This is a genomic window from Achromobacter sp. Bel, from assembly GCF_012928505.1.
Lineage (GTDB): Bacteria > Pseudomonadota > Gammaproteobacteria > Burkholderiales > Burkholderiaceae_B > Achromobacter.
The window spans coordinates 1-21,704 of the sequence record NZ_JABBJN010000063.1 but is presented as its reverse complement, the minus strand read 5'-3'; the positions used below and the strand labels follow the sequence as shown (position 1 = coordinate 21,704).

Genomic DNA, 21,704 nt, shown 5'->3' with positions numbered 1-21,704 from the left:
ATCAGGAGACGGCGCCAAGGCCGTACTTCCCGGTCAGCAACGCGCCGCTTTCGAAGCGGCCGATGTCGTATGGCTTGAGCGACACGTCGGTCGCCAGGCCCAAGGCCTCCTGCGCCAGCACGCGGCCCACGGTCGGCGACAACTTGAAGCCATGGCCCGAAAAACCAAAGCCCACAATCAGGCCCGCTACGCCGGGCACGCGGCCCAGCACGGGATTCCAGTCGGGCGTCACGTCGTATACGCCGGTCCAGGACGAGGCCAGCCCGGCGGTCTCGTAAGCGGGGAAGCGCGCGGCCACCTGCTCACCCACTTCGGCCACGTAGTCCAGCGGGATATCGCCCTGTTCGGCGTCGCTCTTTTGCAGCGCCTCGCCCACGATGCCCTCGCTGACCAGCATCTGGTTGCCGCCGTAGCTGCGGCAATACAGCATGCCGGGGGATGCCAGGTCCTTGTAGACCGGCATCGAATACGTGTAGGGCGCGGCCTCGCATTCCAGCGCCAGCACCGCGTGGCGTTCCGGCACCACCGGCATCGCAACGCCCGTCCAGGCGGCCAATTCCGACGTCCAGATGTTTTGCGTGCTGATGACCAGCGGGCTGGCGTAGTCGCCCTCGGAGGTGGACACGCCGACCACGCGCCCATCCTCGATGAGTAATTTGCGGACGTCGACATTTTCGCGGATGGTCACGCCGCGGCGGCGCGCGCCGCGCGCAAAGCTGGTGGCCACCAGATACGCATCGGCAAAGCCGGCGTCGGGCTCAAAGCCGATCAGCGCCGCATCGTCGAACGAGGCGATGGGCAGCAGCTCGCGCGCCTGGGCGGCGTTCAACAGTTCCAGCGCGATGCCCTGTGCGCGCTGCTGTTCCAGCGCGCCGCGCAACGGCTCCAGCTTGTCGTTGTCTGCCGCGCTGATCAGATAGCCGCACTTGACCAGGCCGCAAGAGGCCTCGTCATCGCCCACGTAGCTGGCGAAATTGTTGAACACGTTCCAGGACCGCTGGGCCAATTCCACGTTCTCGCGCACCGAGTAGTGGGTGCGCAGGATGCCGGACGACTGCGAGGTCGTGCCGGCGCCGATCGTGGCCCGGTCCAGCACCAGCACATTCTTTGCGCCCAGTTCGGCCAGATGGAAGGCTACCGAACTGCCGATCACGCCGGCACCAATCACGATCACGTCAAAACTTTTCACGGATAAGGCTCCAAGGACAAGTGGCGCGAGTGTGAACCTGCCCTATCCCGGCCGCCGCAATATAAGCAGCGCGAATACTTAATAAAAGCGGCCGATGAAACGGCGTCCGCAGAACCGAATTGCTTAAGCACGGCGAATTTTGACCATCGCCGCTCCTTATATTCACGCCGCCAGGCGGTGGCCGGGTGACAGTCTGGCCTGCCGCACCCCAGAGTGCCGGCGACATGACATCTATCGGTCAATCTACATTCCAGTAGGGGAAAAATATGAACATGACTCGCCGCGCCATGCTGGTGCGCACCGCAACGTTGGCGGGCGCCAGCGCCCTGGGATTTCCCATGGTCGGCCGCGCCGCCAACGCCTCGTACACCTATGGCGGTTCGGCCTGGCTGGGCCACTATTCGGCCTACATCGCCATGAAAACGGGCCTCTTCGCCAAGCAGGGCCTGGACATCAAGTGGCAGAGCTTCGCCACGTCGTCCGACCGCATGAGCGCCGTGATGGCCGGCAACATCGACCTGGCCGGCACCGGCGTCGTCTCGTCGCTGGCCCTGATGGCCGCCGGCGCGCGCCAGTTCCAGGTGATTGCCACGCCCAACAACTTCGGCCGCGCCGAAGGCGTGCTGGTGCGCGAGGACGTCAAGTCGGTGGCCGACCTGAAGGGCAAGAAGATCGGCGTGACCTATGCGTCCAGCGCCCATGTGCTGCTGCTGGACGTGCTGCGCCAGGCCGGCCTGAACCCGGACCGCGACGTGTCCATCATCAATCTGCCGGCCACCAACCTGCTGTCCGCCTATCAGGGCAAGCAGATCGACGCGGCAGTCGCCTGGACCCCGGCCTTCGACCGCATCAAGGCCGTGCCGGGCACGCACGTGCTGCTGGACGACACCGCGTTCTCGCTCTACAAGCAGTACGCCATCACCCCCGGGCCGGACGTGCTGCTGACGCACGCCAAGCTGGGGCGCGAGAACCCGGAAGCGGTGAAGAAATTCCTGCACGCCGTCTTCCAGGCCAACGCCATGTTGACCGAGCAACCCGAAGAGGCCGCCAGCGTGCTGCTGGAACTGACCGGCCTGTCCAAAGACGACCAACTGGCCGTCATCAAGCAGACGCAGTGGTATTCCGCCGCGGACCAGAAGGGCCTGATGGTGGACCCGGGCAACTTCGTCGCCGGCATGCAGCAACTGGCCGAGATGCTGGTGACGCTCAAGCAGATCGACAAGGCGCCCCAGGTCAAGGACTGGGTCCAGGCCTCGTACCTGTAAGCGCGGGACCGCTGCCTATGTCCTCGCGTTCGACTTCAAGGGAAACACGGCTGATCTGGGTCAGCGTGTTTTCGCTTCTTAGCTTCTTGTTGCTGTGGGAAGGCCTGTGCCGCGCCGGCGCGGTCGATCCCATCTTCCTGCCCGCGCCGACCCAGGTCCTGGCGCGGGCCTGGTCCCTGTCCGACCAGGGCACACTGTTCTACAACGTGCTGGCCTCCACCCGCCGCGTGATGGTGGGCTTCCTGGCGGCAGTCATCGTGGCCATTCCGCTGGGCATCCTGCTGGGCACGTCGAAGGTGGCGCGCGCCGTATTCGACCCCATCATCTCGTTCCTGCGGCCGTTGCCTTCCATGAGCTGGATCCCGCTGTCGCTGCTGTGGTTCGGCATCACCGAAACGCAGAAGTACAGCATCGTGTTCATGGGTTCGTTCGTGCCGGCGCTGCTGTACGTGATGGAAGCGTCGCGCAGCATCGACCCGGTGCTGGTGCGGGCGGCGCGCAACCTGGGCGCCAACCGCTGGCAGGTGATGCGCGAAGTGCTGTTCCCCGGTTGCCTGCCGCAGATCCTGTCGGGCATGAAGATCATCCTTGGCCTGTCGTGGACCTGTGTGATTTCCGCGGAGCTGGTGGCCTCCAAGGAAGGCCTGGGGTTCATGATCATGAACGGCAAGGAATTCTTCCAGACCGACACCGTGGTGCTGGGCATGGTGCTGATCAGTTTCACCGTGCTGGTGACCGATCTGTGTTTGCGGCTTCTTGAGCGATGGGTGCTGGCATGGCAACGATGAACGACACGATGATCCAGCTGAAAGGCATCTCGAAATCCTATGGCGACGTGGCCGTGCTGGACCGCGTGGACCTGGAGGTCAAGCGCGGCGAATTCCTGGTGCTGCTGGGCGCATCCGGCTGCGGCAAGTCCACCTTGCTGAACTTGATGGCGGGCTTCATCACGCCCAACACCGGCACCGTCGCCATCAATGGCCGCGCCGTCACCGACGTCACCGCCGCCTGCGGCATGGTGTTCCAGCAATACGCGTTGTTTCCGTGGCGCACCGTGCAGGAAAACGTGGAGTTCGGCCTGAAGATGCGCGGCATGTCCAAGCAGGAACGCGCGCCCATCGCCCGCAAGTACATCGACATGGTCGGCCTGAAAGCGGCGGCCGACAAGTATCCGCATGCGCTGTCGGGCGGCATGAAACAGCGGGTGTCGATCGCTCGGGTGCTGGCCAACGACCCGGACGTGATGCTGTTCGACGAACCGTTCGCCGCGCTGGACGCCATGACGCGACAGGTGCTGCAGGACCAGTTGCTGTCGATCTACGAGCAAAGCGGCAAGACAATCGTCTTCATCACGCACTCGATCGACGAGGCCCTGACGCTGTCGACCCGCATGGCCGTGATGGGGTCCAAGCCCGGGCGCATCGTGCAGGACATCCACAACGACCTGCCGCATCCGCGCAGCGCCGACGTTCAGTTGTCGCCGCGTTTCGTGGAGCTCAAGCGGTCCATCTGGGAACGCGTGCAGGAAGAGGTCACGCGCAGCATGGAACTGGCCAGCGATTAGATGCAAGGCGGCTTGCCCGCCCCTTTTTCCCTCTGAACCGCCCCAAGCGCCCGCCGGCCTTGGGGCGGTTTCTTTTGCCCGGACAAAGCGGGTTTACCCCAATTATTCAGATCACAAAGGCGGACGTAGTATATCAATAAGGCTACGTAAAACATTACGAGCGACAATGAAAAATACGAGGAGACAACAATGAAGTCATGGAGTTCTGCCGCCTATGGCGCGCTGGCGCTGTGCGCCGTGTTTACGACGGGCGCGCACGCGGCCGAACCCGAAACGTTCAAAATCGGCGGCGTCGTGTCGCTGTCGGGTACTTACGGCATCTTTGGCGAAGACATGCGCAAGGGCGTGACGGTGGCAATCGAACAGCGCGGCGGCAAGGTGCTGGGCAAGCCTATCCAGGTCACCTGGGAGGACGACGAGACCAAACCCCAGCCCGCGGTCCAGAAGACCACGCGCCTGATCTCCGACGGGTCGCAGATGATCTTCGGCGCGGTCAGTTCAGCCAGCACCCTGGCCATCATGAACATCGCCAAGCAACGCAAGATCCCGCACCTGGTCACGATGTCGGCCGACGACAAGATCACGGTGCCTGGCGGCTCGCGCTACACGTTCCGCACCTCCAACACGTTGGGCATGGAACAGCGCATGGCGCTGGCCTACACCAAGGAGCAGAAGCTCAAGCGCATTTATGGCGTCACGGCCGACTACCAGGCCACGCGCGACAGTTGGGACTGGTACCGCCGCGAAGCCGAGAAGGCCGGCATCGAGATCGTCGGGGCCGACTTCCCCCCGCTGGGCAACCGGGATTATTCGTCCATCGCCGACAAGATCGCCCGCTCGAACGCGGACGGCGTGGCGCTGTTCATGACGGGTTCGGATGCCGTCACCATGGTCAAGCAGGCAGGACAGATCGAGCTGGGCAAGACGCGCAAGATCTTCGGCCCCGTCATCGCCGACGAGACCATGGCGGCCGGCGTGGGCCCCACCTCGATCGGCGTGCAATCAGGCGTGCGCTATCACTTCACCGTCGAGAACGCGCCCAATAAGGCTTTCGTCGAGGCGTTTCGCAAGAAATACAACGAGTACCCTTCCGCCGCCGCAGGCGAAGCCTATGACGGCATGAGCTGGTGGCTGGACGTCGTGGAGAAGACCGGCAGCTGGGACAAGGAAAAGTGGGTGGACGCGTTTGCCGGCAGCGTGCGCGACAACTCCGTGGAAGGCAAGAAGACCATGCGCGCCTGCGACCACCAGGCGATGCAGAACGGGTTGTGGGGCGTCGTGACCGCAGGCAAGGCCCCCCAGCCAGCCTATGTCATGGACATCGTCGGCGTCTTCCCGCCGGACCAGGTGTTTGAGCCCTGCGCGGGCTGACGGATCACTGCCATGTCCACGGTAATCATCGGCTTGAGCCTGGGAATGCTGCTGTTCCTGCTGGCGTCCGGCCTGACGCTAATCTTCGGCATGCTGGGCGTCATCAACTTCGCCCACGGCGCGCTGTACATGCTGGGCGCCTACCTGGCCTTCGACATCCAACTGCGCACCGGCTCGTTCATCGCCGGTCTGGTCGTGGCGACCGCCGGCGTGGGCTTGGTGGGCGTGGCAATGGAACGCCTGGCCCTGCGGCCGCTCTACAGCCGCCCCCACTTCTACCAGTTGATCCTCACATTCGGCTTCATCCTCGTCATCAGTGAAGCCGTGAAGTTCATTTGGGGCCTGGGCTATCAGGAGACACCGATGCCGACGTTGCTTTCGGGCACCGTGGACCTGGCGGGCAGCACCATCCCGGTCTACCGGCTTTTTGTCATTGCTTTCGGCCTGCTGGTCTCGGTGGTGCTCTTCTTCGTGCTGGAAAAAAGCACGTTCGGCATGCTGGTGCGCGCCGCCAGCAGCGACGGCGAAATGGTACGCATCCTGGGGTTGCCGGCCGCCACTATCCGCAGCGCCGTGTTCGGCGTGGGCGCCGCGCTGGCCGGCCTGGCCGGCGCCATCTCCGCCCCGCTCTTTCCGATCGAACTGGGCATGGCCACCAATACCATCATCGACTGCTTCATCGTGGTCATCCTGGGGGGGCTGGGCAATATCCGCGGCGTGGTCGCCGCGTCGCTGTTGATCGGCATGGTCCGCGCGGTGGGATATACCTTCATGCCCAGTTGGGTAGACATCCTGACGTTCGCCATGCTGATCGCCACGCTGCTCACGCGTCCGCAGGGGCTGTTTTCCCGCCAAGCGAGGTTGGCATGACGACCTTCCGCCAAGATGCCGCCATTGCCGTCGGCGTTGCCGCCGCCGTGCTGGCGGTGCCGTTTCTCACCCAAAACGACTTCCTGCTGAACCTGACCATCCTGATCATGGTGTGGTCGATATTCGCCGTGGGCTTCGACCTCGTGTTCGGCCTGCTGGGCATGGTGTCCTTCGGCCACGCCGCCTTCCTGGGCACGGGCGGCTACGCGCTGGCCCTGGCCACGCAGCGATACGGCTTGCCGTTCGAAGCCGGGCTCGCGTTCGCCATCCTGGCCGGCGCAGCCTGCGCCTGGCTCTTCAGCGTGTTCGCGCTGCGGGTGTCCGGCATCTTCTTCGCCCTGGTCACGCTGGCGTTATCACAACTGATGTACATCCTGGCCGACAGCAAACTACGCGAATGGACGGGCGGCGCGGATGGCCTGCCTGGCATCGGCAGGCCGGAACTTGCCGGCATCGACTTCTTCGACACCGTGAACTTCTACTGGTACGTCGCAGCGGTCTTCGCCCTGGTGATGGCCTTCATGGCAATGCTGCGGGCCTCGCCCTTCGGGCGGGCCGTCGCGGGCGTACGCCAAAACGAGATCCGAGCGAGCCAACTAGGCTATAACGTGCAGCGCCTCAAGCAGGTCACCTTCCTGGTTTCCGGCGCGGTCGGCGGACTGGCGGGCGGGCTGCTGGCAGCCGTCCTGATGTACATGAATCCGCAAATGCTGCATTGGACCACGTCGGGCGATGTCATCATCATGACGTTGCTGGGCGGTGCCGGCACGCTGTGGGGGCCGGTGGCGGGCGTGCTGCTGTTTGAAGTCCTGAAGGAATGGCTTAGCGGTTGGACGCCATATTGGTACGGCATCCTGGGGCTGATTTTCATCTTGGCCACGCTGTACTTTCCGCAAGGAGTCCTGGGTGCCCTGCAAGCCCGCTTGCGCTTGGCCCGCCGGGCGGCTCCAACGCCCCAACCTGCCACCAAAGCCACCTCCGACGCGCCTCTGGTGCCTGGCGAAGGGAGCCCCTCATGAGCCGCATCGCCCTGCAATGCGACAACGTCAGCGTCACGTTCGGCGCGCTGCGTGCCATCGAGAATTTCAGCTACGCCTTCGAAACCGGCCGGGTCTATGGCCTGATCGGCCCGAACGGCGCAGGCAAGACGACCTTGCTCAACGTGCTGGCCGGGCACCTTCCGGGTCACGGCGGACGCATCCTGTGCCATGGCGCGGACCTCTCGCGCCTACGCGCCTACGAACGCGCCCGTCACGGTATCGGCCGCAGCTTCCAGATCACCAAGATCTTTCCTGAAATGACGGTATTGGAGAACCTGCGCATCGCCGCGCAGATCAGCCATTCGCGCTTGCTGCCGTTCTGGCTGGCGCCGCGATATGACCGCCGCTTGGCTCCCACCATCGACGCCATGCTCGAACTGACGGATCTGGCGCCCTGGCGCGACACGGTCGCCGGCACCTTGTCGTACGGCCTGCAACGCGCGTTGGAACTGGGCCTGACCCTGCTGCCCGATCCCCGCATCTTGCTCCTGGACGAACCGCTGGCAGGCGTGGGCCACCATGAAATCGCAGGCGCCACCCGTCTGATCCGCCACGCCGCCGCCGGCCGCACGGTCCTGCTCATCGAACACAATATGGATGTGATCATGACGCTGTCCGAGCATATCGTCGTGCTGTCAAACGGCCGAAAAGTGGCCGAAGGAACGCCAGACGCCGTTCGTGAGGACGCCACCGTACGAGCGGTCTACCTGGGCGAAGAGGTGGCCGCATGATCGAACTGCTGCATGCCCAGGTGCATTACGGCCAGGCACTGGCGCTTAAAGACATCACGTTGCACGCGGCGCAGGACGAGATCGTCGCCATTGTCGGGCGCAACGGCGCCGGCAAGTCCACGCTGCTCAAGGCGCTGATCGGACTGCTGCCACTGTCGTCGGGAAGCCGACGCAACGGCAGCCAGGACGCCACCCACCGCGCGGTCGAACAGATCAGCCGCGACGGCATCGCGCTGGTGCCCGATACCCGCCGCATCTTTCCCAACTTGACCGTGCGCGAGAACCTGCGCATGGGCGCGCTGGCGCACCGGCCTGGCTACTGGACATTGGAACGCGTGCTGCACGTGTTCCCGCGTCTGGGCGAACGCATCGGCTTCGACGGAGACCAGTTGTCCGGCGGTGAACAGCAAATGCTGTCGATCGCGCGCGCGCTGCTGGGCAACCCCCGCATCCTGCTGCTGGACGAACCCACCGAAGGCCTGGCGCCCCGAATCGTTACGGACTTGATCGACGTATTCACAGAGGTCCACCGCCAAGGAACGGGAATCGTCCTGGTCGAACAGAACCTGAAAGTCCCCGCCCGGCTGGCGCATCGCCAGTACGTGCTGGACCATGGCGAAATCGCCTGGAGCGGCTCGGCCGCGGACGTCCTGGCAGACCGGCACATCATTGAATCCATTCTTACAACCGGGGTCCGAGCATGAGCGAAGGCAAGACCTTTATCGCGGGCGTAGGCATTACCCGCTTCGACAAACAACCTGAAAAAAGCGTCAAGGACCTGGTCCGGGATGCCGTCACGCAGGCGTTGACCGACGCCGGCTGCAACGCCGCCGACCTGCAAGCGGCCTACTTCGCCACGGCCGGCCAGGGCGCCATCGAAGGCCAATACATGGTCGCGGGTCAGGTGGCGCTGAAGGCCATGGGCATCGCCGGCATTCCGGTCACCAATGTCGAGAACGCTTGCGCCAGTTCCAGCACGGCGCTGAACGCCGCGCACCTGTACGTGGCGTCCGGCGCCGGCGACATCTGCCTGGCCGTGGGCGTGGACAAGCTGTACGCCGAAGACAAGGCCAAGAGTTTCGCCGTGTTCGACGGCGCCTGGGACGTGCACGACGCACCGGCGCAGATGGCGCGGCTGATGGCCCTTGCGCCTGACGTCACGCCCCCGCCCGGCTTCGAAGAGCCGGGCAAGCGCAGCGTGTTCATGGACATCTACGCCAGCCTGGCCCGCCTGCACATGAAGACCTTTGGCACCACGCAGCGCCAGCTTGCCGCCGTCGCCGCCAAAAACCACATGCATTCCACGCGCAATCCGTTGGCCCAGTTCCAGTACCCAATGACCATCGACGAAGCCCTGGCCGCCCGGCCCGTGTCCTGGCCACTGACGCTACCCATGTGCGCCCCCATCAGCGACGGCGCGGCCGCCGCCATCATCTGCAACGCGCAAGGCTTGAAACGGTTGCGGCACGCACGGGCGGTGCGCTTGTACGCCAGCGTTCTGCGCACCGCCACCGACCGCCCGGCGGATCGCTACGACCGCCATCTTTGCCATCTTGCCGCGCTTGAGGCATACGAACGCGCCGGTGTCGGCCCGGAGGACATGTCGCTGGCCGAGGTCCACGACGCCACGGCGTTCGCCGAAATCCAACAGACCGAAGCCCTGGGATTCTGCCGGTTCGGCGAAGGCGGGCCAATGGCCGAATCGGGCGCCACCAGCCTGGGCGGCCGCATCCCCATCAACGTGTCTGGCGGCTTGCTGTCGCGCGGCCATCCCATTGGTGCCACCGGTTTGGCCCAGGTCCATGAAATGGTGATCCAACTGCGCGGGGAGGCTGGCGCGCGCCAGGTAGAGGGCGCGCGCTTCGCCATCGCGGAAAACGGAGGCGGCTTCAACGGCGTGGAGGAGGCGGTGACCTGCATCACGCTGCTCGGCCACTGACCTCGCCCCGCTCAACCCAGAGACAACCATGCATCTCAGCTCTCTTTTCCACCGTAGCGCCACCACCTATGCCGACCAGCCGGCCCTGGCCGCCGGCATCCGCACTCCCCTGACTTATGCCGAACTCCAAGCCCGCGTGCAAGCGCTGGCCGGCTGGCTGCGGGGCCCCTTGGGCCTGCAGGCCGGCCAGCGCGTCATGCTGGCGCTGCGCAACCACCCCAGCTACCTGGAATCCATGCTGGCGGTCTGGCATGCGGGCTTGTGCGCCGTCCCCGTCAACGCCAAACTGCACGCCAACGAACTGGAATACATCCTGCGCGATTGCGATGCCCGCCTATGCCTGGCGCAAGGGGATATTCATGACGCGTTGGCGCCCGCCGCCCGCAGTCTGGAGACGATGCGCGTCGTCGACGTAACGTCCGACGACTACGCCGCCGCCGCAAGCGGTCCGGCGCTGCCCCTGGAGCGGCGTTCGCCGCAAGAGCTGGCCTGGCTGTTCTACACCAGCGGCACGACCGGCAAGCCCAAAGGCGTCATGCTCAGCCACGCCAACCTGGTTGGCATGTGCCAGAATTTTTACGCCGACGTACAGGCGGTGCAGCCGGGCGACGCCATGGTCCACGTCGCGCCGCTGTCCCACGGTGGCGGTCTCTACAGTATTCCGTACTGGCTGCATGGCGCCCTGCAGATCGTGCCGGACAGCGGCGGCCTGGACGACGCCGAACTGCATGCGTTGCTGACGCACTACCGCAACGTCAGCCTGTTCGCCTCGCCGACCATCGTGCAGCGCATGGTGCGCCACGCCCGGCAGGCCGGCGGCCCCCCGCCTGGCTTGCGCTCGTTGATCGTCGGCGGCGCGCCGTTCTATATCGAAGACATCAAGGATGCCGTCGCCTGCTACGGCGCGCGTGTCGCGCAGATCTACGGCCAAGGGGAAAGCCCCATGTCGATATCCGCCCTGTCCGCCTCGCAGATCGCCGACGCCGTGAGCACGAACGACGACGCGCTACTGGGATCCGTGGGCTATGTCCAGACGTCGATGGAGGTCGAACTGCGCGATGCCCAGGGCCACCCCGTCGGGTCGGACGCACTGGGCGAGGTGACCGTTCGCGGGCCCACCGTGATGCGGGGCTATTGGAACAATCCGCAGGCCACCGCCGACACCCTGGTCGACGGCTGGTTGCATACCGGCGACATCGGCCTTCTGGACGCAAGAGGCCTGCTGCATCTGAAAGACCGCTCCAAGGACGTCATCATCAGCGGCGGCACCAATATCTATCCGCGCGAGGTGGAGGAAGCGCTGATGCGCCACGATGCCGTGCGGGAAGTCTCGGTCGTGGGCACGCCCGACCCCGAATGGGGGGAGTCGGTGTTGGCTTTCGTTGTGCTGAAACCCGGCGCCCAGGCCCAGGAACAGGATCTGGATCAGCTGTGCCTGGCGTCCATTGCACGCTTCAAGCGTCCCAAGCGCTATGTCTTTCTGGATGAACTGCCGAAAAACAGCACCGGCAAAGTGTTAAAACGCGAACTTCAACAACGCGCGCTTCCAACCCCATGAACCTGTCCAGCCCCCTCTTTGTCCGCACGGCAGTCAGCCAGACTGAAAAGGCCTACAGCGCGCTGGAGGAAATGATCGTCACGGGCGAATTGCCTCCCGGCAGCCAATGGTCTGAAACCACGCTTAGCGAGCGCGTGGGCATCGGCCGCTCGCCGGTCCGCGACGCCTTGCAGAAGCTGGCATTCCAGCGGCTGGTGGAAATTGCGCCGCGTCAGGGAATATTCATCTCGGAGATCGACTATCAAGGACAGCTGAAGATCATCCAGGCGCGGCGCGAGATCGAGAGGCTTATCGTCGCCCAGGCAGCGCAATGGGCCGATGACTCGGAGCGCGCCGAACTGGCGCGACTGGCGCGCGAGCTGGAAGACTTGAAAGCGGTCAACGACATGCGCGTGTACATGCGCCTGCATTTCGCGTTGACCAGCCAGATCGGGGCCGCCTCGCGCAACAGCTACGCGGCCGAGTTCCACGCCATGCTGCAGACGCTGGCGCGCCGCTTCCTGTATTTCCACCAGAAGCGCCACCCCGACCTGGTGCAAATCTGCGAGCTGCACATCCAGCAAGTCAATGCCATCGTGGAAGGCTCGGTGGAACGCGCCATCGCCACCGCCGAAGCCCGCAATGATTACGCCGAGAATCTGGCTCGCAATATCCTGATGGAGCTGATCGTCACATCGGCAGTCACCATCAGCACCCCGCCGCGCGCCAAGGGCGGCGCGGACTGAATCGGCCACGGCCCGGCTATGGGCTCTTCCTGATCACGCCAATCCTGACGTTGAAGCTGGGGATCTCCCCCCACTGCTCACGCGGGATCCGCAGCGTTTCGACGCCCATGCTGACTTCGTAGTTCACGCCGCCGGGGCCGTCGTGCCAAAAGAATGGCCCGCGATTGCCCCAGCCGCAACAGACGTATTCCAGCGGCGGCATGCCGAAGGCCTGGCCCAGGTAGGCTTCCATTTTCGCCGCAGCGTCACCGCTGACGCGATAGCGGGCCTCCATGGGCTGGATGTAGGAATCGTCGTCCTGCTCGCACCCCAGGTATTCGACGTAGTCCGGCTTCTTGCCCAAGGCCTGGAGGAAATCCTGGCACGGCGTATCGGGCCGCGCCAGGCCTTCGGCGCGGCCGTGGGCGTTCCAGTCGGCCAGGGCGTCAGCCGGTGCCGGAGCCAGAGTCGGGGCCAGGTCCGGAACCGGCGTCCGCGCCACCGCGGCATCCGCCAGCCCCAGCAGGCAAAGCAGCAATACGGCGCGGCCCAGGCCGAACGGTTTCCGTCTCAGATTCACGGCATCCCCGATATCGGATCGGCGGTCAGCGGCGTCACGTTCTGCCATGCCCCCGTGCTGCGCCCTTCTTCGGCCAGGAACTCCACCAGCGCGGGCAGCGACGCGTCCATCGGCCGGTTGGCCTGCAGGCGCATCACATAGCCCCACGAGCCGGCCATGCGCAGTTGCGGCACCAACGGCACCAGCCGGCCGCTGGCCAGGTCTTCGTCGATCAACGGCGCGCGGCCCAGCCCGATGCCAACCCCGGCGGCGGCCGCCGCGACGATGGTGCTCAGGCCGCTCAACACCATCGGGGCCGGCCGGTCGGTATCGGCCAGCCCCAACCGGGCGCTCCAGGTGCGCCAATCGGTTTCGGGGCTGTCGATGTGCTTTTCTTCCAGCCATCGATGGCGCAGGAAGACGCGCGGGTCGTTGCGGTCGGCCTCGGCGATCAGCGCGGGGCTGCACACCGGCACGACGGTTTCGGTCATGAGCGGTATGTCGCCCGGTTCGGCCAGATGCGGCCCCTGGGTGCGCACGTGCAGGAACGCCAGGTCGAGGTCCTGCGTCTTCCAGGCCGGGTCCTGGCTGGCGTGCAGGTAGACCTGCACGCCGATGTCGGGGTGCAGCTCGATAAAGCGGCCGATGCGCGGCGCCAACCACAACGCGGCCAGCGACGGGTTGGCGGACACGTTCAGCCGGTAGCGCCGGCGGTCGCGCGCCGTGGCCCGCGCATTGCGGCAGGCGGTATCCAGAAGGGTCAAGGCCTGTTGTACGGAAGCCAGCAGATCGGCGCCGGCCTCGGTGGTTTCGGCGCGGCGCACGGTGCCCCCGCGCCGCAACAGCGGCACGCCCAGGTCGGTTTCCAGCGCGCGCAGCTGGTGGCTGACGGCGCTCTTGGTCACGTGCAATTCCGCAGCGGCGCGGCTCAGGCTGCCCAGCCGGGCAACGGCTTCAAAGGCGCGCAAGGCGGCCAGCGGCGGCGTATGGGTGGGGAGGTCGGCCATCGGTTGAGTTTATCTCAACCCATGATTGAATAACTATCGCTTTCGCGCGCGCGGCGGATCAGTGACCATGCAAGCTCTGGATGGAGCATTGATATGTATTTCGACTCTCGATTGTGGCAATTGACCGCAGGCCTGCGCGCCGGCATGGCGGGCGGGATCTTCCTGGGCCTGCTGGCGCTGGCGGCCGGCATCGCCCGGTACGTGTTCCTGGGCCAATTGCTGGCCCGCGTGTTCGACGGCGCCCCCTGGCAGGACTGGATCACGCCCGCCTTGTGCGTGGGAGCGATGGTGCTGCTGCGCGCCGTGTTCGACCATTGGCGCACGGTGCAGGCCAACCGCACGTCGGCCTCGATCCAACAGACGCTGCGGGGCAAACTGTACGACCGCATCGTCACGCTGGGACCCGCCTGGTTCGCCAACCAGCGCACGGGCGGCGTCATGTTGACGGTGGTGGACGGCGTCGAACAGCTGCAAACGTTCTTCGGCCAGTACCTGCCGCAAGTCGCCATCGCGGCCGCCGCGCCCTTCGCCATTTTTGCCGTGATCGCGTTCTGGGACGTGCCCACCGCGCTGGTCTTCCTGGTGGCGGCGCTGTTCGCGCTGTTCGGCCCGATGGCGGTGCACATGTTGGACCGCCGCGCCAGCCAGGCGCGCACCCGCGCACTGAACGCGTTCGGCGAAGATTTCCTGGACGCGGTGCAAGGCCTGCCCACCCTGAAATCCTATGGCCAGGGCAAGGCGTGGGGCCAACGGCTGGCCGCCCGCGCTCGCAGCCTGTCGGACAACACCTTCTGGGTGCTGTCGGTCAGCCTGCTGACGCGCGGCATCAGCGACCTGGGCGTGGCGCTGGGCGCCGCCCTGGCGTTAACGCTGGGCGCCTGGCGCGTCGCCGCCGGCGACATGAGCGTCGAAGCGCTGCTGATCGTGCTGATGGCCGGCACCGAGATATTCCGCCCCCTGCGCGACCTGCGGTCGGTCCTGCATCGCGGCATGCTCGGCCAATCCGCCGCGGTCAGCATCCACGCCTTGATGGACGCGCAGCCGCTGACCCCGGTTCCGGATACCCGCGCTGCAAGCGCCGCGCCTGCCCGGCTGGCGCCCACCATTGAATTCGACAACGTGGCGTTCTCGTACACGCCCGAACGCCCCGCCCATCAAGGGCTGGCGTTCCGCATCGCCGCCGGTGAACGGGTCGGCATTGTCGGCCCCAGCGGCGCGGGCAAGTCCACCATCGTGCGTCTGCTGCTACGCGAATGCGTGCCCCAGTCGGGCAACATCCGCGTGGGCGGCCATGACGTGAACACGCTGGATACGCAGACCCTGCTGTCGCACATCGCGCTGGTCAGCCAGGACATCACGCTGTTCCACGGCACGATCGACGACAACCTGCGGCTGGGACGCCCCGACGCCACGCACGAACAGGTGCGCGCCGCGGCTCGCGCGGCCAACATCGACGACTTCGTCATGGCGTTGCCGGAAGGCTATGCCACCCGCATCGGCGAGCGCGGCCTGCAACTGTCGGGCGGCCAGCGCCAGCGCGTCGCCATCGCCCGCGCGCTGCTGCGCGACGCGCCTATCCTGATCCTGGACGAAGCGCTGTCGTCGGTGGACACCGAGAACGAGGCGCTGATCCAGCAGGCGCTGGACCGCCTGATGGCGGGCCGCACCACGCTAATCCTGGCTCACCGCCTGGCCAGCGTGATCGGCGCCGACCGTAGCCTGGTGCTGGACCAGGGCCGTGTCGTGGAGGCCGGCCCGCATGCCGAGCTGATGGCGCGGCGCGGGCTGTACTACCGCCTGATGCACGAGCAGGCCGCCGCGCACCAGAACCCGTCGGCCGGATCGCCCGCCCCAGCCCAAGCCGCTTTGGCGCTACCGCAAGACGCACCCCCGGTTGCCCCCGACGACAAGCAAGGCCCTGCCCTGCGGTCCCTGGACGAAGATGCCGAACACGTCGGCTGGCGCGCCACGCTGGGCACGCTGCTGTCGGTCGTGCGCCCCTGGCGCGGCACGCTCGCCGCCACCATCCTGCTGGGGGTGGCGCGCGTGGCCGCGTTCATCGGCGTGGGCATCTTCAGCGCGCTGATCGTGGCCGCCATCCGCGACGGCCGCGAGGTCTCCGGTCTGGTCGTCGGGCTGTTGATCGCCGCGCCGCTGGCCGCGCTGTTCCACTGGCTGGAATCCTGGCTGGCGCATGCCATGGCGTATCAACTGCTGGCCGACATGCGGGTCAAGCTTTATGACAAGCTGGAGCGCCTGGCCCCCGCCTACCTGCTGCAACGCCGTTCGGGCGACCTGGTGGCGCTGGCGACGCAAGACGTGGAGATGGTCGAGTACTTCTACGCGCACACCATCGCGCCCGCCATCGTGTCGGTGCTGGTGCCCCTGTCGGTGCTGGGCTTCCTGGGCGTCTATAGCTGGCCCGTCGCGCTGGCGCTGCTGCCCTTCCTGGCCTATGCCCTGGTGTCGCCGGTGCGCGGACGCCGCCACATCGATGCGCTGGGCGACAAGGCTCGCCACGCCCTGGGCGAAATGAGCGCCCACACGACCGACACCATCCAGGGCCTGGCCGACCTGACCGCGTTCCAAGCGACGGGCCGCCGGCGCGACCAGTTCCTGAACGTCGCCGACCAGTACTGCATCCGCCGCCTGGACATCCTGCGCGACCTGTCCCGGCAGACCGCATGGTTTGAAGTGGCGATGGGCCTGGGCGGCCTGGCGGTGGCCGTCGTCGGTGCGTGGCAAGTGTCGGCCGGCGCGCTGTCGGCCAGCATGCTGCCCCTGCTGGTGCTGATCGCGCTGGCGACCTTCCTGCCCGTCTCCGAGATCTCGCAGGTCAGCCGGCAACTGGCCGACACCATCGCCGCCACGCGCCGCCTGCACGTGGTCGCCAACGAACCTGAACCCGTGACCGACGGTCCGCTGGCGCCGCCGGTGGCGACGCACGGCCTGTCGCTGGCGTTCGAGCACGTCAGCTTCGCCTACCCGGGCAAGCAGGAAGACACGCTGAAAAACCTGAGTTTCAAGGCGCCCGCCGGCGCCACGGTCGCGGTGGTAGGCGCCTCTGGCGCTGGCAAAAGCACGGTCGCCAGCCTGCTGTTGCGCTTCTGGGACCCGCGCCAGGGCGTGGTGAAGCTGGACGGCGTGGACGTGCGCCAGCTGCAACTGGACGGCCTGCGCGAACGCGTGGCGCTGGTCACCCAGGACACCTATCTATTCAACGACACGCTGGAAGGCAATATCCGTCTGGCCCGTCCCGAAGCCACGCCTGAAGACCTGGCCCGCGCGCTGGACCAGGCGGCGCTGACGGACTTTGTGCGTACGCTTCCCGAAGGGCTGGCGACGCCGGTGGGCGAACGCGGCATGCAGTTGTCGGGCGGACAGCGCCAGCGCATCTCGATCGCGCGGGCCTTCCTGAAGAACGCGCCGGTCCTGATCCTGGACGAGGCCACCTCGCACCTGGACACCTTGTCGGAAATGCAGGTGCGCGGCGCGCTGGACACGCTCATGCGCCATCGGACTACGCTGGTGATCGCGCACCGGCTGTCCACGATCCGCGACGCCGACCTGATCCTGGTGCTGGATCGCGGCACCCTGGCGGAAGCCGGCACGCATGACCAGTTGCTGAGAAAGCAAGGGGCCTATGCGCGCCTGGCCAGCCACCAGGGCGGCTACGCGGTCAATAGCGCAGCGTCTCTACCGACCTAGCGTTGGCGCGCACCTCCGCCTCCGTGAACCAGACGCGCTTGTTGCCGAAGCCGTTGTACAGGTCGAACTGATCCCGGGTGTGGGCGGACGGGGTGCCGTCCGGGGCGACGAAACCGCTCTGCCCCGGCGCCACCACGTCCACCGCGCGTACGCCCTCGCCGTCGAACACCGTCATGTTGTTTTCGGTGCCGCGGTTCTGGGTGGCCGGGTAGCTCAGCACTGCCTTGTCGTCTGCTTGCGGCACGCCCAGGAAATTCTTGGGCGCAAACACCATCGGCGGCGCAGGGATGCGCCATGCCGCGGGGTCTTGGCCATAGGCCGTCTGCAAGGTGGCCAGCGCCTCGTCAAGCGCGGCCAGGCTGACCGCTTCCGGGCGCTGCCCGTTGAAGAAATCGACCTGCTGCGGCACCCCGGCGTCCGGGCCCGCCAGCGCGTTGAACAGCACCTTTACGCCCACGGTCAGGTTGACCGATCCGGTTGCGGGTGCGGCCGGCGTGGGATAGCCCGTGGCGCTGTACCACTTGAAGAAGTCGGCGGGCATCTCGTCGGCCAGCGTCGCCTTCAGCATGGCGCGCAGCCACGCGTCCATCACCGCCGGCCCGGCATTGTCATAAAAGCCCGGCTGCTTGTCGCTGGTGCTCATCCCGTCCCACGATTGCAGCCCCGCGACCAGCTTCGCGCGGGCGTCATCGGCCGGCAGCCCCGCCACCGCGCGCTGCAGGAATGGCAGGAAATGGCGGCGGTTGACGTCGGCATAGCTGGTGGTGCGGATCAAGTCCCACATCTGCTGCGGGCTGACCTTGCCGCCGTTGGCGGTCATCGCCTTCAGGCGTGTCTCGATCTCGGCGTAGCGGTCGGCCTGGCCCCAGACGATGGCAAACAGGTCGGTGGACGGATAGCCGCGCATGGGCTGGTTGTTCCAGTTGGCGATGAAACCCTGGCGCGGGTTGTAGACCTGCGGGTTGGTCGCGAACGGCAGCATGCCGTCCCAGTCCATCTCGCCGGTGCCGGGCACGGGCAGGCGCGGGTCATGGCCGGGCTTGCGCTTGGGGTAGAAGCCCGTGTGCGCGTAGCCGATGTTGCCGCGGTCGTCGGCGTAATACCAGTTGATGGTCAGCGCATGGCGCGCGGCCTGCTGCTTCCATTGGTCCCAGTTGCGCGATTGCGTCTTGTGCGTCCACGCCATCAGCGATTGCAGTTCGTAGCCTTCCCAGGCGCGCGCCTTGGCATAGGCCACGTGTTGTTTGTCGTCGAACTTGGTGACGATGCCGTGCACGGTGCGGTACACGTCCATCAGGACGGGCGCCCCGTCCTTGACGGCGATGAGCTCGGTGCGCTTTTCCATGGTCTTCCACTCGCCGTTGTGGAAGTACCGCGTGGGGTCGGCCGGGTCGAGCTTTTCGGCGTAGATGTCCACGTCGTCGCCGAAGCCCGCCGTCGAACCCCAGGTCACGTGCGCGTTGTGCCCGAACAGGATCCCCGGATAGGCGAAGGGCGTATTGCCCACCACATCGAAACCCGCCCCATGCAGGCCGATGCCGTAGGTGTAAGCCGGATTCCACCAGCCGAACTGCGGGCCGTTCAAAAGGATCGAGCGCGCGTCTTGGGCGTGGTCGCGGCCCACGATCCACATGTTGCTGGTGGTGGGAAAGCCGGCGATGCCGGGCTGCCCCGATTCCGCAAACTGCGCCAGCATGCGCGCCGCGGCATCGGCGGGCGCCTCGTCCAGCACGCCGCGCGTCTGCGCATCGCGCACCACGCGCTCCAGCATGGGCGGCGTGCCGTCGTAGCGCGGCAGCGCATAGGACAGCTTCGCGGGCGCGCGCCTCACGGCGTCCTCGCCCGGCTGGTACACGCCCTCTTCCTCAGGCACCGTCGTCGGCGCGCGGCTGTCGGACATCCATCGCAGCTGGTTGAAGATCTGCATGGCGCGCGCCTCGCCATGCCTGTCCTTGAGCGCGGTCAGCAGCGCCAGATTGTCGACTTCGCTATTGGCGTCCGAAAACCGGTTGGCCATGGTGCCTACGAACACCATTGCCACGTCATACGGCGTCCAGTCGGATGGCTGAAACTGCAAGTCGTTGAATTCCTTGGGCATCAGGCTGCCCGGCTTGTCGCGCACCTGCGCGATCCAGGCGTTCATGCCCGCCGCGTAGCCGTCCAGGATCTGGCGTTCGGAGGCGGGCAGCGCGGCCAACTGGCGCTGGATGCGTTCCGGCGAGAAATTGCCGCGGATCGACTTGTCGAACGCCACCATTTTTTCGCCCAGCACTTCGGCCACCTTGCCCTGGGTACTGCGGCGAGCCATCTCCATCTGGAACAGGCGGTCCTGGGCGACAGCGTAACCGTAGCCATAGAAGATGCCGTACACCGTGCCGGCATAGACGTGGGGCATGCCGTATTCGTCGCGCCGGATCGTGACCTGCCCACCGGCCGGGCGCTGCGCGCGGGCCCCTTCGGTGGCGGGCGCGGCGGATGCGGTGGCGGATGGTGCGGGGATGGGTTGGGCGTGGGCGGCGCCCGCGCCAGCGCAGGCCGCCAGGATGGCGGCCGACAACAAGTGCTGCTTCATGTGAATCTGTCTCCGTTTCTATGGACCGCGCGGCGGTGCGAGTCCCGGGCGCGGGGCGCGGCGCCTCTAGCGGGCGCCGTCTGCGGACCATGATACGAAGCGCCAAACTATAATTCCAATGCATTTATTTCATAGCTTTCATGCGCTTTAAACATGGACTTCCAGAAACTCAAGCACCTGCTGGCCGTGGTCGAGCACGGCACGTTTTCACGCGCTGCGGAAAAGGTGAACCTGTCGCAGCCGGCGCTCAGCCGCAGCATCCAGGCGCTGGAGGCCGAACTTGGCCTGCCGCTGCTGGACCGCGGCACGCGCCAGGTCCGCCTGACGCCTTATGGCGCCTGCGTGGCCGAGCGGGCCCGCCGCATGCGTTTCGAAGAAGCCGAGCTGCAGCGCGAACTGAAGACGCTGCACAGCGGCGAATCGGGCACGCTGACCATCGGCCTGAGCCCCACGCCGGCGTCCCTGCTGCTCTCGCCCTTCTTGACCCATATGGCGACCCACCATCCCCAGGTGCGCGTGGGCGTCGAACTGGGCGCCACGGCCGCGCTGCTGGACATGCTGCGCGGCGAACGCATCGACGCGATGGTCTGCGACGCGCGCATGTTGTATGACGCGGCCGATATCGACACGCGTCCGCTGGCGCCGTTGCGCGCCGGCATGGTGTGCCGCAAGGGTCATCCCATCCTGGCGCACAAACGGGTCGGCATCGAACAGATCCGGCAGTATCCGGTGGCATCCAGCACCCTCAGCCCCGAAGTGTCGCTACGGCTGGCCGAAACGCTGGGCCCCGGTGGCGCGCCTGAAGCCATGGTGACGACGCGCTGCGAAAACCTCGAGCCGCTGGTGGATCTGGCCCTGCACACCGACACGCTGCTGCTGGGCGTAATCTGCGTTACCCGCCGCGAGCAGGCGGCCGGGCGGCTGGTGGAAGTGCCGATCCCGCCGGACCGGCAGCGCCAGGGCCACTACGTGCTGGCGCGCCTGGCCGGACGGACGCCCTTGACCGCGCAAGACGCGCTGTACACCTTCACGCAGCAGTGCTGGGCGGACTTCGCGGCCGTCACTCCGGCACGGCAACCGTATAGTTCAGCGCCAGCCGCCCTCCGTCGACGTACACCGTCTGCCCCGTGACGTAGCTGGCGTCGTCGCCCGCCAGGAACACGGCCACCTTCGCCACTTCGTCCGTCTGCCCCAGGCGCTGCATCGGAATCCGGGACAGGACGGTGCGCCGGGCGGCGGGGTCGCTTGTGATCGTGGCCAGGATCTCGGTGTCGATGCTGCCCGGGCCGATCGCGTTCACGCGTATGCCGTGCGGCGCCAGCGACAACGCCATCGACTTCGTCATCTGCCGCACCGCCCCCTTGCTGGCGCCGTAGGCCAACTGGTCCGGCATCGCCAGTTCGGCCGTCATCGACGACAGCGTCACGATCGCGCCGTTGCGCCGGCCGCCCGCGACCATCGTTCGCGCCGCGGCCTGCGCCACCAGAAAGGTGCCGCGCACGTTGACGTTCATGACAGCGTCCAGGTCCTCCAGCTTCAGGTCAAGGAAATCCGCCGCCCGGATCACCCCGGCGTTGCAGACGCAGATATCCAGGCCACCCCAGCGCGCCACGCAATCGTCGGCCAG

General features: G+C 66.4%; 18 protein-coding genes. 13 read left to right on the top strand and 5 right to left on the bottom strand.

Annotation, left to right across the window (positions count from 1 at the left end):
* Position 1 precedes the first annotated feature (1 nt).
* The gene (locus HG262_RS26670) at positions 2 to 1,189 is read right to left on the bottom strand and encodes an FAD-binding oxidoreductase (protein WP_169273881.1); all 1,188 of its coding nucleotides are present in this window, start codon (positions 1,187 to 1,189) and stop codon (positions 2 to 4) included.
* 266 nt (positions 1,190 to 1,455) lie between these two features.
* Here HG262_RS26670 and HG262_RS26665 point away from each other — a divergent pair, with 266 nt between their 5' ends.
* The 11 genes from HG262_RS26665 (at position 1,456) to HG262_RS26615 (ending at position 12,252) form a co-directional block, all read left to right on the top strand.
* Positions 1,456 to 2,454 (top strand): aliphatic sulfonate ABC transporter substrate-binding protein, encoded by a 999-nt coding sequence (locus HG262_RS26665; protein ID WP_169273880.1) that lies wholly within the window; start codon positions 1,456 to 1,458, stop codon positions 2,452 to 2,454.
* Positions 2,455 to 2,471: 17 nt separating this feature from the next.
* Positions 2,472 to 3,242, top strand: a complete 771-nt coding sequence (locus HG262_RS26660; protein ID WP_169273879.1) for an ABC transporter permease — start codon at positions 2,472 to 2,474, stop codon at positions 3,240 to 3,242.
* The gene (locus tag HG262_RS26655) at positions 3,230 to 4,018 is read left to right on the top strand and encodes an ABC transporter ATP-binding protein (RefSeq protein ID WP_169273878.1); all 789 of its coding nucleotides are present in this window, start codon (positions 3,230 to 3,232) and stop codon (positions 4,016 to 4,018) included. Before HG262_RS26660 ends, HG262_RS26655 begins: the two co-directional genes overlap by 13 nt.
* Positions 4,019 to 4,207: 189 nt before the next feature.
* Entirely contained in the window at positions 4,208 to 5,389 is a 1,182-nt protein-coding gene (locus tag HG262_RS26650; protein ID WP_169273877.1) for an ABC transporter substrate-binding protein, read from the top strand.
* 12 nt (positions 5,390 to 5,401) lie between these two features.
* Positions 5,402 to 6,259, top strand: coding sequence for a branched-chain amino acid ABC transporter permease (locus HG262_RS26645; protein WP_169273876.1), 858 nt, complete (start codon positions 5,402 to 5,404; stop codon positions 6,257 to 6,259).
* Positions 6,256 to 7,278, top strand: coding sequence for a branched-chain amino acid ABC transporter permease (locus HG262_RS26640; protein WP_169273875.1), 1,023 nt, complete (start codon positions 6,256 to 6,258; stop codon positions 7,276 to 7,278). The genes HG262_RS26645 and HG262_RS26640 overlap by 4 nt, the downstream gene beginning before the upstream one ends.
* Positions 7,275 to 8,030: an ABC transporter ATP-binding protein gene (locus HG262_RS26635; RefSeq protein WP_169273874.1), complete on the top strand. Its 756-nt coding sequence runs from the start codon at positions 7,275 to 7,277 to the stop codon at positions 8,028 to 8,030. The genes HG262_RS26640 and HG262_RS26635 overlap by 4 nt, the downstream gene beginning before the upstream one ends.
* Positions 8,027 to 8,734, top strand: coding sequence for an ABC transporter ATP-binding protein (locus tag HG262_RS26630; protein WP_169273873.1), 708 nt, complete (start codon positions 8,027 to 8,029; stop codon positions 8,732 to 8,734). The genes HG262_RS26635 and HG262_RS26630 overlap by 4 nt, the downstream gene beginning before the upstream one ends.
* A complete protein-coding gene (locus HG262_RS26625; RefSeq protein ID WP_169273872.1) occupies positions 8,731 to 9,969 on the top strand; it encodes a thiolase family protein in 1,239 nt (412 codons plus the stop codon). Before HG262_RS26630 ends, HG262_RS26625 begins: the two co-directional genes overlap by 4 nt.
* A 28-nt stretch (positions 9,970 to 9,997) precedes the next feature.
* Positions 9,998 to 11,527 (top strand): AMP-binding protein, encoded by a 1,530-nt coding sequence (locus HG262_RS26620; protein WP_169273871.1) that lies wholly within the window; start codon positions 9,998 to 10,000, stop codon positions 11,525 to 11,527.
* The gene (locus HG262_RS26615; protein WP_169273870.1) at positions 11,524 to 12,252 is read left to right on the top strand and encodes a GntR family transcriptional regulator; all 729 of its coding nucleotides are present in this window, start codon (positions 11,524 to 11,526) and stop codon (positions 12,250 to 12,252) included. The genes HG262_RS26620 and HG262_RS26615 overlap by 4 nt, the downstream gene beginning before the upstream one ends.
* Before the next feature lie 16 nt (positions 12,253 to 12,268).
* Here the strand turns inward: HG262_RS26615 and HG262_RS26610 are convergent, their stop codons facing one another.
* Both HG262_RS26610 and HG262_RS26605 read right to left on the bottom strand, forming a co-directional pair.
* Positions 12,269 to 12,811 carry a DUF4952 domain-containing protein gene (locus HG262_RS26610; protein WP_348984426.1) on the bottom strand — a complete coding sequence of 181 codons (543 nt, stop codon included), beginning with the start codon at positions 12,809 to 12,811 and terminating at the stop codon, positions 12,269 to 12,271.
* Positions 12,808 to 13,797: a LysR substrate-binding domain-containing protein gene (locus HG262_RS26605; protein ID WP_169273868.1), complete on the bottom strand. Its 990-nt coding sequence runs from the start codon at positions 13,795 to 13,797 to the stop codon at positions 12,808 to 12,810. The genes HG262_RS26610 and HG262_RS26605 overlap by 4 nt, the downstream gene beginning before the upstream one ends.
* A 93-nt stretch (positions 13,798 to 13,890) precedes the next feature.
* Here HG262_RS26605 and cydC point away from each other — a divergent pair, with 93 nt between their 5' ends.
* Positions 13,891 to 17,505 carry a thiol reductant ABC exporter subunit CydC gene (cydC, locus tag HG262_RS26600; protein WP_169273867.1) on the top strand — a complete coding sequence of 1,205 codons (3,615 nt, stop codon included), beginning with the start codon at positions 13,891 to 13,893 and terminating at the stop codon, positions 17,503 to 17,505.
* On the opposite strand, the gene HG262_RS26595 is transcribed toward cydC, so the two are convergent.
* Positions 17,477 to 20,077 carry a penicillin G acylase gene (locus HG262_RS26595; protein WP_169273866.1) on the bottom strand — a complete coding sequence of 867 codons (2,601 nt, stop codon included), beginning with the start codon at positions 20,075 to 20,077 and terminating at the stop codon, positions 17,477 to 17,479. The genes cydC and HG262_RS26595 overlap by 29 nt on opposite strands.
* 153 nt (positions 20,078 to 20,230) lie before the next feature.
* Between HG262_RS26595 and HG262_RS26590 the strand changes: the two genes are divergently transcribed.
* Positions 20,231 to 21,208: a LysR family transcriptional regulator gene (locus HG262_RS26590; protein WP_169273865.1), complete on the top strand. Its 978-nt coding sequence runs from the start codon at positions 20,231 to 20,233 to the stop codon at positions 21,206 to 21,208.
* Here HG262_RS26590 and HG262_RS26585 read toward each other — a convergent pair.
* Positions 21,138 to 21,704, bottom strand: a 567-nt coding sequence (locus HG262_RS26585; RefSeq protein ID WP_169273864.1) for an SDR family oxidoreductase, incomplete at its 5' end; no start/stop codon positions are given. The two genes, HG262_RS26590 and HG262_RS26585, sit on opposite strands and share 71 nt — an antisense overlap.